General features: G+C 44.2%; 13 protein-coding genes. 4 read left to right on the top strand and 9 right to left on the bottom strand.

Annotated features, from left to right (window positions below; all coding sequences use genetic code 11):
- Positions 1 to 61: 61 nt before the first annotated feature.
- Positions 62 to 598: a hypothetical protein gene (locus R7127_RS09615; protein WP_017634623.1), complete on the top strand. Its 537-nt coding sequence runs from the start codon at positions 62 to 64 to the stop codon at positions 596 to 598.
- A gap of 129 nt (positions 599 to 727) precedes the next feature.
- On the opposite strand, the gene R7127_RS09610 is transcribed toward R7127_RS09615, so the two are convergent.
- The 3 genes from R7127_RS09610 to R7127_RS09600 form a co-directional block, all read right to left on the bottom strand.
- Positions 728 to 1,411, bottom strand: a complete 684-nt coding sequence (locus R7127_RS09610; RefSeq protein WP_005388032.1) for an ATP-dependent zinc protease — start codon at positions 1,409 to 1,411, stop codon at positions 728 to 730.
- A gap of 11 nt (positions 1,412 to 1,422) precedes the next feature.
- On the bottom strand, positions 1,423 to 2,610 hold the full coding sequence (locus R7127_RS09605) for an aromatic amino acid transaminase (protein WP_047101084.1): 1,188 nt from the start codon (positions 2,608 to 2,610) through the stop codon (positions 1,423 to 1,425).
- A gap of 155 nt (positions 2,611 to 2,765) precedes the next feature.
- Complete coding sequence (locus R7127_RS09600; RefSeq protein WP_064376844.1) at positions 2,766 to 3,623, bottom strand: AraC family transcriptional regulator; 858 nt, start codon at positions 3,621 to 3,623, stop codon at positions 2,766 to 2,768.
- 120 nt (positions 3,624 to 3,743) lie between these two features.
- Between R7127_RS09600 and R7127_RS09595 the strand changes: the two genes are divergently transcribed.
- On the top strand, positions 3,744 to 5,129 hold the full coding sequence (locus R7127_RS09595) for an MATE family efflux transporter (RefSeq protein WP_005388027.1): 1,386 nt from the start codon (positions 3,744 to 3,746) through the stop codon (positions 5,127 to 5,129).
- 84 nt (positions 5,130 to 5,213) lie between these two features.
- On the opposite strand, the gene nrdG is transcribed toward R7127_RS09595, so the two are convergent.
- Both nrdG and nrdD read right to left on the bottom strand, forming a co-directional pair.
- On the bottom strand, positions 5,214 to 5,684 hold the full coding sequence (gene nrdG, locus R7127_RS09590; RefSeq protein WP_005376213.1) for an anaerobic ribonucleoside-triphosphate reductase-activating protein: 471 nt from the start codon (positions 5,682 to 5,684) through the stop codon (positions 5,214 to 5,216).
- An 83-nt stretch (positions 5,685 to 5,767) separates the two neighbouring features.
- Entirely contained in the window at positions 5,768 to 7,888 is a 2,121-nt protein-coding gene (nrdD, locus tag R7127_RS09585) for an anaerobic ribonucleoside-triphosphate reductase (protein WP_005388026.1), read from the bottom strand.
- 309 nt (positions 7,889 to 8,197) lie between these two features.
- Here nrdD and R7127_RS09580 point away from each other — a divergent pair, with 309 nt between their 5' ends.
- Positions 8,198 to 9,061, top strand: coding sequence for an endonuclease/exonuclease/phosphatase family protein (locus tag R7127_RS09580; protein WP_213910219.1), 864 nt, complete (start codon positions 8,198 to 8,200; stop codon positions 9,059 to 9,061).
- A gap of 36 nt (positions 9,062 to 9,097) precedes the next feature.
- On the opposite strand, the gene R7127_RS09575 is transcribed toward R7127_RS09580, so the two are convergent.
- From R7127_RS09575 to R7127_RS09565, 3 genes are read right to left on the bottom strand one after another with little or no spacing between them, the layout of a single operon-like run.
- Positions 9,098 to 9,538 (bottom strand): YeeE/YedE family protein, encoded by a 441-nt coding sequence (locus tag R7127_RS09575; RefSeq protein WP_154204408.1) that lies wholly within the window; start codon positions 9,536 to 9,538, stop codon positions 9,098 to 9,100.
- A gap of 14 nt (positions 9,539 to 9,552) precedes the next feature.
- A complete protein-coding gene (locus R7127_RS09570) occupies positions 9,553 to 9,966 on the bottom strand; it encodes a YeeE/YedE family protein (RefSeq protein WP_254901900.1) in 414 nt (137 codons plus the stop codon).
- A gap of 5 nt (positions 9,967 to 9,971) precedes the next feature.
- Complete coding sequence (locus R7127_RS09565; protein ID WP_005376206.1) at positions 9,972 to 10,262, bottom strand: ArsR/SmtB family transcription factor; 291 nt, start codon at positions 10,260 to 10,262, stop codon at positions 9,972 to 9,974.
- Between the two features lie 151 nt (positions 10,263 to 10,413).
- Between R7127_RS09565 and R7127_RS09560 the strand changes: the two genes are divergently transcribed.
- Entirely contained in the window at positions 10,414 to 12,117 is a 1,704-nt protein-coding gene (locus R7127_RS09560) for an FAD-dependent oxidoreductase (RefSeq protein WP_104976080.1), read from the top strand.
- Between the two features lie 67 nt (positions 12,118 to 12,184).
- On the opposite strand, the gene R7127_RS09555 is transcribed toward R7127_RS09560, so the two are convergent.
- The gene (locus tag R7127_RS09555; RefSeq protein ID WP_053349909.1) at positions 12,185 to 12,883 is read right to left on the bottom strand and encodes an aspartate/glutamate racemase family protein; all 699 of its coding nucleotides are present in this window, start codon (positions 12,881 to 12,883) and stop codon (positions 12,185 to 12,187) included.
- Between the last annotated feature and the right edge of the window lie 109 nt (positions 12,884 to 12,992).

Below are 12,992 nucleotides of genomic sequence, written 5' to 3'. Positions count from 1 at the left end.
CTTGGTCTGCTTTTTGCAGACCATTTTTTTGTTCATTTTAATCATCTTGCCCGGAGACACCATGCTAGGTAAAGCTCTAAAGGTTGCAGCCTTTGGTTTGTGTGCTATTTTGCCACTTTCCGCACACGCAAATAATTTCAACTACAACACGATGGAATTTCGCATGGGCACTAGCCCTGGTACATTTGGTGGCGAGTTCAATACCTACTTTACAGAGAATACCCATTTCATTGCTCGCGCAGACAGTGAATTCAGCGGAGACTGGGACATTGCTGGTGGTATAGGCTTTAATGGGCCAGCAGGCCAATTTGCAGATATTTATGGCCAAATGTTGGTACACAACATTAAAGAGAACGGCAGTGATAAAGTGGGCGACGAGTGGCGCACGGAAGTGAATATTGGCACTCGTATTTGGTTTATGCAAAATGTTGAGCTACATGGCCGTATCGGCCAAATCATAGATAATGACGATTCGAACACCATTTACAATCTGGGCGCACGATTCCACTCAACTCAGCAACTATCGCTTGGTGCAGATTTCAAAAATAATGGTGTCTATGGCCAGCAAATTGTAATGTCTGCTCGTTTTGCATTTTAGTGGACATGACTATGACTACCAGGGCATCACAAGCAAGCATATGATTCAATAAAAATGGCCTCCAATTTTGGAGGCCATTTTTTGTTAATCACGAATTATTAGCTTGTAGCAGAAACTAGCTGTAATACATCAGTTTTTAGCGGTTTTTTTAGGTTTATCTTGCACATATTTTTTCGATACATCTACAACGGCGATATCTCTAAAAAAGCTTCGACCAAGCAAAATTGGAAACGTCATATGTCCGCGATCCGCTAACGTAAACTCTGTCTTTTCTTTGTGATCCCCAACGGTAATGTAGGCTTTTACCACCGCTCGTTTATCCACCTCTTCTGACGAAGACTGCTTAACTTTAGCCCAGCGCTCAACGGGTACTTTAAATTCTTTGGTGTCTTTGTCACCTAAATCTATCTTAAATTTAACCCAGTCTTTACCATCACGCTCAAACGGAACAATGTCAGTCGCACTAATTGATGATGTTGTCGCACCTGTATCGACTCTAGCCTTGAAAGTCTGGTCAATTTCAGGAACATAAACCCATTCTTCAGAACCAAGAATTAACATGCCATCGGGTGTTTTTGTGACCTTGACTGGCTTCTTAGGCTTTGGTTCCGGCTTTTTCTCAGGTTTCGCTTCTGGTTTGGGCTCCACCTCTGGCTTTGGATCTACATCAGGTTTCACTTCTGGCTCGACTTTAACGGGCTCTTCGACCTTTGGCGACTCTGGCTCAACAGGTTCCTGCGTCGTTTGAGTTGACGTACAAGCAATTAAACTGCCGCTCATCATAAGCGGCAGAATCAGTTTCCAGTTTTTCATCCACACTCCAATTAAGCTTGAGATACTTTCTTAATTGCGTCCGCTACGTATGGAATATGAGTTTCGGTAAGTCCGGCAATGTTAATTCGACCATCGCCAACACCATAAATGCCATAATCTTCACGCAGTTGCGCCATTTGGTTTCCACTAAAGCCTAGCACAGTAAACATGCCTTTGTGACCCTCAATGAAATCAAATTGATCTGTATTATGGTTGTTTCTCAACTCGTTACACAAACTTTGACGAAGGCTAACCAAACGATGTTGCATTTCACTCAATTCTTGCTTCCAAACGGAAGTGAGATTGTCATCTTGCAGAATGGTCTTAACTAAAGCTGCACCATGGTCGGGTGGCATCGTGTAAGTCGAGCGAGCTAGAGTGAGGAGTTTACCTTTTGCATTGGTTACATCATGCATGTTCTTACCAACCACAATCGCTGCACCAGTTCGTTCACGGTACAGACCAAAGTTCTTCGAACATGAAGTAGTAATCAACATCTCTTCAACGTTATCTGCCATAAAACGAAGGCCTTTTGCGTCTTCTTCTAGGCCATCACCGAAGCCTTGGTAAGCAATGTCCACAAATGGGATGAAACCGTTCTTCTGCGACAATTCTGTAATGGCTTGCCAAGCAGAGAAGTCAATATCCGCACCAGTTGGGTTGTGGCAACAACCATGAAGAAGTACCACATCTGAAGGCCCAGCTTTCGCAAGATCATCCATCATTTTTTCGGTGTCTACTTGTTTCGTTTCCGAAGAGAAATAGTGGTAGAACTTAACTTTAAGGCCTGCTGCTTCCATCACTGGCTTGTGGTTTACGTAGCTTGGGTTGGAAATCCAAACCGTCGTATCTGGCTGTGCGATCTTCATTAGATCACCGAGCATACGCAGCGCACCACTTGCACCTGGCGTTTGAATAGCTGCAACACGATCCATTGCAGACGTTCCCGTCAGTAGCAAATCGATCATGCTTTTATTAAATTCTTCGCAACCTGCAAGACCAACATAAGACTTGGTTTTTTGAGTTTCAACAACGACATCCTGCGCCATTTGAATGGCTTTCATAATCGGCGTTTCGCCTGCGCTGTTTTTGTATACGCCAATGCCAAGGTCAACCTTGTTTGGACGTTCATCGTTACGGTATGCAACGGATAGAGATAAAATAGGATCTAATACGGGAGTTGGGAGATTAGAAAACATGAAAGTCATAACCCTTTGAAATTCAAGTACCGAACCTCACGTTAACACCATCGCAAAAAATGACGAAATGATTTTTCACTTATTTCATCAATTAGAGAACAAAATTCTGGATTGCGGTGAGTTTTGTGCGCTCTATCGTTCAGAAAAAGAACGATTCACTCCTCGTTGTACCAATCCACTCTACCGTTTTTTCTAAACTCTCTTGGTGTCATGGTCGACCACGCTTTAAAACGTGTACTAAAGTTAGCGCTGGTCGGATATCCGACTATTTCTCCAATATGCTGAATTGGCCATTCTGTTGAACGAAGTAACCTAGCAGCATATTCCATGCGCATACGCGTTAAATGTGCCATTGGGCTTCGACCAAACTGCTTTTGAGTCAGTCGATGCAAATGAGGCTCCGAACATGGATATAGAGCCGCCACCTGCTCAACGCTCCAATCCTTATGGAGCTGACGTTGGACAAGGTCAAATACACGCCGAAGCCTCAATTGGCTGCGTGATATCGACTCTGAGGGCGGCATGTTTAACATCAGCTCTAACTGAGCCACACTATGCTCACCTACCGCACCACCATAATCGATTGGAAGGTTAATGCTGCGTAGTAACGTTTGGATACATGCATACATCACTTCAGGTGTAGATGAAAGCTGGTAGCGAACATCGCATTCTAATATCGGCCACTCTCTATCAGGAGCAAGAAAAAGCCACGCGATCTGCCAAGGTTCTTCTTCTATACCAAAACCGTTTTCAACACCTGCGGGTACTGTAATCAACGAGCCCGGTTCCAAATCGTATCGATAAGTCCCACTCTCTAGCCACCCTTTACCACGCACCGTATAGAGCAGCATGTGTTTCTTTTGGTTTTTACGATAAACAGTGAAGAAGTCACGACAAGTGGCAATGCCGCACTGCACAATGCCTCTCTCCTCAAGTGCTAATACTCGACTGTGATCAATAAACTCTTGATAAGTTTTTTCTGAAATCGCGTAGCGTTCTTGTTTATCTTCCATGATTTATTGGCTCACATGTGCGTTAGTAGAGAGTTTTACAAAGGTTTTGGATTCCTTTGAAAAATACAGCGCCAAATCATGAGGATAAACTACTCGCATTAATCTTTAAGGAGAAATGCGATGCTCTTAACACGCGAATACATCGATAAAGCATTTTGGCAAAAGCTGATTACGATTGGCCTACCTGTTTCACTTCAGTCCATGCTTTTTGCTTTGCTCGGCGTCGTGGATATTTTCATGGTAAGCCTACTCGGAGAATCTGCAACGGCAGCAGTTGGAGTTGGAAATCGTATCTTTTTCTTCAACCTAGCGGTTGTCTTTGGCCTGTGCGGTGCAGTTACCGTACTTGCTTCTCAATACTACGGCTCAGGAAACCTAGCCGGAATTCGCAGAACGTTGGCGCAATCTTGGTTTATTTCCATTTTGGTGACGCTGCCGTTTATCGTTCTTTATGCGATTTTTGATGAAGAGATCGTCTCTTTTATGTCAGACGATCCTGAATACGTCACTTATGCACGTGATTATCTTGTGGTTACGGGCTTTAGCCTCATTGCTACGGCGATAGTAGTACCGATTGAAGCGGTATTGCGCTCCGTGGGCCAAACCAAACTGGCAACCAACGTTAGTATCTCCGCCATTGTCGTTAACGTCGCGCTTAATTATGTTTTGATTTTTGGTTTATTTGGTTTCCCTCAATGGGGCGTATTTGGTGCAGCCGTAGGTAGTTTTGTTTCTCGATTTTTCCAAACCGCCGTCTTGATTTATTTTTTCTACAAACGATATGCTTACCTAATTCCGACTAAGTTCGATTGGGTACAAGGCCGCTTAAAACAGTATCGAAAAAAGTACTTTAAGGTTTCTTTACCCATGTTGGTCCACGATGCACTTTGGACTGGTGGATTGATCGTTTACAGCATCATCTATGGTCAATTGGGCGTTTCAGAACTGGCGATCATCTCATTCTTATCACCGATTGAAGGGGTACTGATTTCAACCTTTATGGGATTTGCGGTCGCTGCATCCGTTCTTCTTGGGAATGATATTGGTGCAAAACATTATGACCGAGTCGAGAAAACGGCGTGGTGGTATGTGTTAACCAGCGCAATCTTAGCCACCTTGCTGTTTTTCCTAGTGTGGTTGAGCTCGCCCATGATTCATCACCTATTGGTACTGAGCCCGTTAACCGATGCAGACATGGCACTTAACGTATGTTTAGTCATGGCGCTAGGTATGATTTTGAGGGTGTTTAACATGGTTGGGATTGGCGGCGTACTAAAGAGTGGCGCTGATATTCGCTATAGCATTTTCATCGACACGTTCGGTCAGTGGGCTATTGGCATCCCCCTTACTTATTACACAGGCATGGTGTTAGGGCTGCCTTTGCATTTTGTCTTGATGTCTCTGCTCGCGGAAGAGTTAGTGAAAGGCGTACTGACGACTTACCGTATTCAATCTAAACGTTGGATAAATAATATGGTTGAAGATGACCAATCGGTGACAGCGTAACTAAAAAGACATTAACGAACTCACACCAAAAGGGCTCACCCGTTCTGCACGCGTGAGCTCTTTTTATGTGCGGAGAATGCTTGATTAGATGTCCGTAAATCGATGAATGATTTGGTTTGAACTGCCACGCCATTCGAGATTGAGGTCTTTCTTGTCTTGTTCAAACTTACCATCAATCAAAACATCGATGTATTGCACCACTTCCCTTTGCGCGTCATTCAGTTCCGTCAGCGTGTAGCCAGTCCAAACCCAAATGTCTTTACCCGGGCACTCCTCTCTCACCCTTTTCACTATCTTCAAAATATGAGGCACATTAGCAGGGTGAAGCGGATCTCCACCCGACAACGACAAGCCACGGCGTTTGATACGCGTGTCGTTTAAGTCAGCGATGATTTTGTCTTCCGCTTCTTGCGTGAAAAGTACACCAGAATCCAAACGTTGCGTCGACTGGTTATAACAGCCACGGCACTGATGCACACAACCCGACACAAACAGCGTACAGCGCGTACCCGGTCCGTTAACAACGTCAATTGGATAGTATTGGTGGTAATTCATAATGCGTCTCTGTGTTATCGCGAAAGAGAAAATCAACCTGTTTAAAGTTGATTTTCAAAGTGTAAAACGAGTGGTAGTTAACCTTACAGGTGTTTAACTCGGCGCTTCACTTCTTCTTGCTTACCGAAGTTAAACGGGCGTGCATCTGGGCTGCCTAGGTAGCCACAAACACGACGTGTCACTGACACTTTGGTTGAATCATGGTTGCCACAGCTTGGGCAAGTGAAGCCTTTACTTGTACAGTCAAACTCACCGTTGTAACCACACTCGTAACACTCATCAATTGGCGTGTTAGTTCCGTAGTAAGGCACTCGGGTGTAACTGTAGTCCCATACGTTTTCTAGTGCTTCAACGTTACGTTGCATGTTCGGGAACTCGCCGTAACAGATAAAGCCGCCGCTTGAGATTTCTGGGTAAGGCATCTCAAAGTCGATCTTGTCGTATGGGTTCACCTTCTTCTCAACATCTAGGTGGAAGCTGTTGGTGTAGTAACCTTTGTCTGTTACGCCTTCAATTACGCCGAACTCTTTCGCATCGATGCGGCAGAAACGGCTACATAGGTTTTCACTTGGCGTTGCATATAAGCTGAAGCCATAACCTGTTTCGTCAGCCCATTGATTCACAGCATCTTTTAGATGCTTGATGATCGCGACCGCTTTTTCACGCAAAACAGCGTCATCATAAACGTGCGCTTCTGTACCGAATAGCGCGTTAATTGTCTCGTGTACACCGATGTAACCAAGAGAAATAGACGCACGACCGTTTTTGAATATATCTGCGATTGAGTCGTCTGCTTTCAAGCGAACACCACATGCGCCTTCCATGTATAGGATTGGGGCCACACGTGCTTTCACGTTTTCAAGGCGAGAGATACGTGTCTCTAGTGCTTTACGAGCAAGACGTAGGCGGTCATTTAGAAGCTCGTAGAATTTCTCTTCGCTTCCGTTTGCACGGATAGCGATACGAGGAAGGTTCAAGCTCACGACGCCAAGGTTGTTACGACCTTCGTGAATCAGCTCACCGTTTTCTTCGTAAGTACCAAGGAAGCTACGGCAACCCATTGGCGTTTTGAATGAACCGGTTACTTCCACTACTTTGTCGTAGTTAAGAATGTCTGGGTACATACGCTTAGACGCACACTCAAGCGCAAGTTGCTTGATGTCGTAGTTTGGATCTTCTGATTTGTGGTTCAAACCATCTTTGATGCCGAATACAAGTTTAGGGAATACCGCTGTTTTACGGTTCTTGCCTAGACCTGCAATACGATTCTTCAGAATCGATTTCTGGATCAGGCGGGATGCCCAGCTTGTACCAAGACCAAAACCGAACGTAACGAATGGGGTTTGACCGTTCGCTGTATGCAGCGTGTTTACTTCGTATTCTAGAGATTGAAATGCGTCGTAACACTCTTTCTCAGTGCGCGCTTTTGCGAACTCTTCTGGCTCAGCAATGTTCCACTCTTTTGCAATCTCTAGGTGTTTCTCGTAGCTTGTGATTACGTACGGTTCTAGAACCTCATCAATACGGTTGATGGTTGTACCGCCGTAAATGTGGCTCGCGACTTGAGCAATGATTTGTGCTGTTACCGCTGTTGCAGTCGAAATTGATTTTGGCGTATCAATCTCAGCGTTACCCATTTTAAAACCATGCGTCAGCATGCCTTTAAGATCGATAAGCATACAGTTAAACATTGGGAAGAACGGTGCGTAGTCTAAATCGTGGTAGTGAATGTCACCCACTTCATGCGCTTGAACCACATCGCGAGGAAGAATGTGCGTCTTCGCGTAGTGTTTCGCGACGATACCAGCCAACAAGTCACGTTGAGTCGGAATTACTTTGCCGTCTTTGTTTGCGTTCTCGTTGATTAGATCCAGATTACTTTCTTCAATCAAACCTTCGATTTCGCGAGTTAGTGCACTTTGCTTCTCACGAGCGATGTCGCGATCGTGGCGATATTCAATGTAAGAACGCGCTAGGGCTTTGTAAGGACCTTGCATGAGTTCATTTTCGACTAAGTCTTGAATCTCATGGATGTGAACTTCATCGTGTTCTCTTAACTGTAACTCGACAGCAAGAGCCACATTAAGAGCATAAATAGCGACATCTTTATCTTTGTTTTCCGCTGCTGCTTCAACTGCTGCTTGGATACGATCCCTGTTGAACGGAGCTCTTGATCCGTCGCGTTTGATTACGATTGGTTTCACCTTGTTCTCCTTACCCGAGCACACTCACAGAGTTATCCACAAACACACTATATGGGGTTATTTTTTATTTTAGCAACACAATATATTGTGGCGTATTTAACGAGAAGCACCACTCGAAAACATTGATTTTGATCAATAAAGATTGGCTAGCGAACAAGAAGAAATCGATCTTATTGGCGTTGATCTCAGTTGCGAAGAAAACCATGAAAATTGCAAAATTGGTACTAAATCTACTTGCTATTTTTGGAGGTCTTGTAGGATAAAGGATGGAAAGGAATATGCTAAAAGATAGGAGTGCAACAGGCCAAAATGCGATCACTTTTTGTTACGTTAATATTACTTTTTAGTTCTCTTTCATTTGCTCAAAACTCCATCAATCTAACCAGTTGGAACATAGAGTGGTTATCTATAGATGGTGGAAAAGTGTCGAGAACACCACAAGATTTTGAAAAACTGACCCACTATGTGGATAAAACACAAGCCGACATTCTTGCTTTTCAAGAAGTCGAAAGCGTCGCTGCAATGCAAAAAGCCGTTGGCGATGACTTCACTATTTATCTTTCCGATCGTTCAAACGCCTCCAACCGACACCTTCAGTTTAACGACACCAACCAATACACAGGCTTTGCCGTGCGCAATGGCGTAAGCATATTAGACAAGCCAGACTTCTCTATCACACGAGGCAACAGCAAGCTGCGCTTCGCGAGCTACCTTGTTTTAAATCCAAACCAAGAAAACGAGACTCACCTACTCTCTGTACATCTGAAAGCGGGTTGCAGTGGCGCGTATCGTAATAACCGCGATTGTAAGATAGTGAAACAACAAGGACAGGCACTAGCTAAGTGGATAAAGGCGCGCGAGGACAACAAACAACATTATGTCGTGCTTGGCGACTTTAACCACAGCTTGGGTTATCAAGGAGATTGGTTGTGGGACGTGATATCGGACAATACTAGTGCAAAGCTAGTGACTAAAGACACTAAAGCGGAATGTAAAGTGCGCTCTAATCGTAATCCGAATAAAACCCACCAATTCCGCTCGGTGATAGACCACATCATTGCGAGTGGTGATTTAAAGGCGTCGTCTGGTGTTCAAACCGTTTTCAAAACACAAGATGTACTCGACTATAAACTGAGTGACCATTGCCCGGTTTCTACAACACTCACTTTTTAGCGTTTAAGTACTCTTTTTAACGTTGAAGTACTTTCTTTATTGACGAACCACTCTTTTAGCGGTGAATGACCCAACCAACATTGCCGCTATAAAGAGCAGAACTTGTGTGTTGCCAGTAAAAAGGCTGGCAACCGCAGGACCAGGACACACACCCAGTAAGCCCCAACCAATACCAAACAGTGCTGCACCACCGACTAACTTTTTGTCTATCGTTTTAGAAGTCGGACAGACAACCTCATCACCAAACACAGATTCGCTTCTTGGCTTTATTAATAAAAGATAAGCAGGAACGAACACAACAAGTGCTCCGCCCATTACAAAGGCTAAGCTTGGATCCCATGCTCCAGTAATATCGAGAAAGCCAATCACTTTTGCCGGTTCAGCCATACCAGAGACCACCATACCAATACCAAAGAGCACACCAGAAAATGCAACAACGGACATTTGCTTAATACTTTTCATTACATGAGTTTTCATAACGGCACTATTCCTCACGATACTAGCAAGACGGTTAACATGGCTGTGGCCATAAAAGTACACGTCGCGACCACAGAACGGATTGAGAAACGCCCTATCCCACAAATACCATGGCCACTAGTACAACCATTGCCGATACGCGTACCAACACCGACTAACAAGCCAGCAACGATAACTAAAATAAGAGAACCGCTGTACTGATCTGGTACATGCCCGCCAAGAACATAAACAGCAAACAAGCCACCTAATACCATCGCAATTAAAAAAACAATTCGCCAAACGCGGTCTGCGCTCTCAACGGCACCGTTTAAGATCCCACTGATCCCAGCAGTCTTGCCAGTAAATAGCATCAGTGTTATCGCTGATACGCCAACTATTATGCCGCCCAAAAGCGACATCCAAGGAACTTCAAACATAGCATCCGCCAAACTAATTACTTACAGAAAACTTGCTTAAACGCTTCAACCAGCGGACCAACTCTTTCATCAGAAATTGAATAAAATACCTGCTGAGAAACCTTCCTAGCTTTAATGATGTCGTGCTTTCTCAATACGGTGAGATGTTGTGAAAAAGCAGATTGGCTTAATGATGAACCTTCAAACAGTTCACCGACCCCTTTCTCGCCTTCAATCAGCTTACACATCACGATTAGGCGCTCTGGATGAGCCATAATTTTAAGCAGCTCACTCGCTTCGGTCGCACTTTGTAGCATACTGTCGCCCATTCTTATGCCTCTTCATTACTACATTACATTTCATTAGATATTACTAATTAATATTATTAAGTCAATGCTAATGTAGATTAAATAACATTAGACTCAGCTAATTTATTTAAGTAAGGTGTAGGCGTTTTCGATCATTCAGCAGGAGAAATCCATGAGCAAAATCGTGATTATTGGTGGGGTTGCTGGAGGTGCATCTGCAGCAGCTCGCGCTCGTCGTTTAAGTGAAGATGCAGAAATCATTATGTTTGAACGCGGTCCATTTGTGTCATTTGCAAACTGTGGCTTACCCTATCACATTGGTGGTGATATCCAAGAGCGCAGCAAACTGCTTCTTCAAACGCCTGAGAGCTTTTTAGCGCGTTTCAATGTTGATGTCCGTGTGATGAACGAAGTGGTTTCTATTAACCGTCAAGACAAAACGGTTACGGTTAAGAATTTGCTTGATGGCTCGGAATACCAAGAGAGCTACGACTTTCTTCTACTCAGCCCTGGCGCAGGTCCAGTTGTGCCGCCTATTCCGGGTATTGATAACCCGTTAACGCACTCGCTGCGCAATATTCCAGATATGGATCGCATCATTAAAACGATCGAAACCAACAAAGTTGAACACGCTACGGTCGTTGGTGGTGGTTTTATCGGTTTGGAAATGATGGAAGCCTTCCACCAGCTAGGCATAAAAACCACATTAGTTGAAATGGCGGATCAAGTGATGACGCCCGTTGACCGTGAAATGGCTGGCTTCGCACATGCTGAAATTCGTGAGAAAGGCATCGACCTTAAACTTGGCGTCGCACTTGAGTCGGTGAAATTCGTACCTAACGAGCACGTGGCAAGTTTCGACTCTGGTGAGAGCGAAAAACACCAACATCTAGAAGGTGAATTGGAATTAACACTAAACAACGGTGAAAGACTCACCACCGATATTTTGATTATGGCAATTGGTGTTCGCCCCGAGACCAAATTAGCGAAAGAAGCTGGCTTAGAAATCGGCGCTCTTGGTGGTATTTATACCAATGAATACATGCAAACCAGCGATCCTTCGATCTACGCTGTCGGCGACGCGGTAGAAGAGAAAGACTTTGTGACTGGCGAGCAAACTCTAGTGCCACTTGCGGGCCCGGCAAACCGTCAAGGCCGAATGGCAGCAGACAACATGCTTGGCCGCCAAGAAACTTACCAAGGTACGCAAGGCACGGCGATCTGTAAGATTTTTGATTTAGCCGTCGCTTCTACTGGTAAAAACGAGAAACAGCTGAAACGTGAAAACATCGCTTATGAAAAAGTGTATGTGCATACAGCAAGTCACGCGAGTTACTACCCAGGTGCAGAAACCGTGTCATTCAAAATGCTGTTTGATCCAGTAACAGGTAAAATATTAGGTGCGCAAGCAGTAGGTAAAGACGGTGTTGATAAACGTATCGACGTAATGGCAGTTGCTCAGCGTGCTGGTATGACGGTAGAGCAACTGCAACACCTCGAGCTCACTTACGCGCCACCTTATGGCTCTGCTAAAGATGTAATTAACCAAGCGGCGTTTGTGGCAAATAACATCATCAAAGGCGATGCGACCGCGATTCATTATGATGAAATGGATTCACTGACAGAAGACCAACTGTTACTTGATGTTCGTAATCCTGGTGAATTGGAGTCCGTTGGTTATCTTGAAGGTGCAATTAATATTCCTGTCGATCAACTACGTCGTCGCATGCACGAACTTCCTAAAGACAAAGAGATCGTGATTTACTGTCAAGTTGGGTTACGCGGTAACGTAGCATACCGTCAGCTGGTCAACAATGGTTACAAAGCCCGCAACTTGATTGGTGGATACAGAACTCTCAAATTTGCTCGCTTATAACTTGATAATAAAAAAGAGAAAACCACGTGCTTGGTTTTCTCTTTTTTTGCAGGAAAGAAAGCGTAGATCATTCACCTTCAATTGCCAAACGGACTGCTGCTTGAGCATGGATAGAAGTGGTATCGAGTAGTGTAACATCGGTGTGACTTTGGTTTACAAGTAAGGCAATTTCAGTACACCCGAGAATCACAGCTTCAGCTCCGTGCTCTTTTAGTTTTTCAATAATTTGCAAGTATATAGTCCTTGACTCCTCTTTGATTTCACCTTGGCATAACTCTTTATAAATAATGTTATGTACTTTAGAGCGGTCGTCTTGATCGGGAATGACGACATCAAGCCCATAACGGTCGGAAAGCCTTCCTTTATAAAAGTCTTGCTCCATTGTGAATTGAGTACCAAGGAGTCCGACCTTTTGAACCCCTTTCTCACGAAGTAACTCAGCAGTCGCGTCTGCGATATGTAGTATGGGGATATTAATACTGGCTTCAATTTGAGGCGCAACTTTGTGCATTGTGTTAGTACAAATAAGAATGAAGTCAGCGCCCCCTTTTTCTATTAAAGATGCAGCATCAGATAGAATGCTTGCCGTTTCTTCCCATTTACCTTGATGTTGAAGTTTCTCTATCTCCGAAAAATTCACGCTATACATACAAATTTTTGCGGAATTTAGGCCGCCTAACGCCTCTTTGACTCCTTCGTTGATCAATTTGTAATAACTAAGCGTCGACTCCCAGCTCATACCACCTAGAAGACCGATAGTTTTCATATAACTCTCCAATCGTTATACACCACCGTGCCAGGGGTGTTTTTACAAAAAAATCAGCCACTTAAATAAGCAGCATTCAAGCGTCTTCACTATTGAGCATTGGGTAACA

Source organism: Vibrio sp. 1159, assembly GCF_033340395.1.
GTDB lineage: Bacteria > Pseudomonadota > Gammaproteobacteria > Enterobacterales > Vibrionaceae > Vibrio > Vibrio alginolyticus.
Note: the sequence above shows the minus strand (reverse complement) of the source record. Positions and strands in the feature narration are given on the sequence as shown.

Excerpts from the sequence above, each read along its gene's own strand:
- R7127_RS09615 (WP_017634623.1), top strand. The coding sequence starts at position 62 with ATGCTAGGTAAAGCTCTAAAGGTTGCAGCCTTTGGTTTGTGTGCTATT.
- R7127_RS09610 (WP_005388032.1), bottom strand. The coding sequence starts at position 1,411 with ATGAAAAACTGGAAACTGATTCTGCCGCTTATGATGAGCGGCAGTTTA.
- R7127_RS09605 (WP_047101084.1), bottom strand. The coding sequence starts at position 2,610 with ATGTTTTCTAATCTCCCAACTCCCGTATTAGATCCTATTTTATCTCTA.
- R7127_RS09600 (WP_064376844.1), bottom strand. The coding sequence starts at position 3,623 with ATGGAAGATAAACAAGAACGCTACGCGATTTCAGAAAAAACTTATCAA.
- R7127_RS09595 (WP_005388027.1), top strand. The coding sequence starts at position 3,744 with ATGCTCTTAACACGCGAATACATCGATAAAGCATTTTGGCAAAAGCTG.
- nrdG (WP_005376213.1), bottom strand. The coding sequence starts at position 5,684 with ATGAATTACCACCAATACTATCCAATTGACGTTGTTAACGGACCGGGT.
- R7127_RS09580 (WP_213910219.1), top strand. The coding sequence starts at position 8,198 with ATGCGATCACTTTTTGTTACGTTAATATTACTTTTTAGTTCTCTTTCA.
- R7127_RS09575 (WP_154204408.1), bottom strand. The coding sequence starts at position 9,538 with ATGAAAACTCATGTAATGAAAAGTATTAAGCAAATGTCCGTTGTTGCA.
- R7127_RS09565 (WP_005376206.1), bottom strand. The coding sequence starts at position 10,262 with ATGGGCGACAGTATGCTACAAAGTGCGACCGAAGCGAGTGAGCTGCTT.
- R7127_RS09560 (WP_104976080.1), top strand. The coding sequence starts at position 10,414 with ATGAGCAAAATCGTGATTATTGGTGGGGTTGCTGGAGGTGCATCTGCA.
- R7127_RS09555 (WP_053349909.1), bottom strand. The coding sequence starts at position 12,883 with ATGAAAACTATCGGTCTTCTAGGTGGTATGAGCTGGGAGTCGACGCTT.